The following is a 415-nucleotide window of genomic DNA, read 5'->3' as shown; positions in this document are numbered from 1 at the left end:
CGAGCTCGGTCTCGAGCGCGGGGTCCTCCCCCGCGTCGACGACGAACACGGCGTGGCCGGTCTGGCGCGCCCGCGCCTGCACGCCCTTGGTCACGGACGCGAAGTAGGGGTTCTCCAGGTCGGGCACCACGAGCCCGAGGGCTCCCGTCCGCCCGGCGCGCAGCCCGCTCGCGGCGCGGTTGGGCCGGTACCCGAGGCGGTTGGCGACGGCGACGACGCGGTCGCGCGTCTCCGGGGCGACGCGCTCGGGCTCGGCGAGGGCGCGGGAGACCGTGGAGATCGACACCCCGCTCTCGCGGGCGACGTCACGGACGGTGACCACGGCTGCCTCCTCGGCGCTCGGTACCCCGTGGGGAGACCCGGGGCTGCGAACGATTGTAGCGGTCCCCGAGCTTTCGCTCTCAATCATCTCGTG

At 74.7% G+C, this 415-nt stretch carries 1 protein-coding gene; it reads right to left on the bottom strand.

Going from position 1 to position 415, the window contains the following annotated elements; genetic code table 11:
- The coding region (locus tag G3I78_RS49355; protein ID WP_164437202.1) for a LacI family DNA-binding transcriptional regulator at positions 1-322 on the bottom strand (322 nt) is incomplete at its 3' end.
- Positions 323-415 lie beyond the last annotated feature (93 nt).

It is taken from the genome of Streptomyces sp. SID13726, assembly GCF_010548375.1.
Classification (GTDB): Bacteria; Actinomycetota; Actinomycetes; order Streptomycetales; family Streptomycetaceae; genus Streptomyces.
Note: the sequence above shows the minus strand (reverse complement) of the source record. Positions and strands in the feature narration are given on the sequence as shown.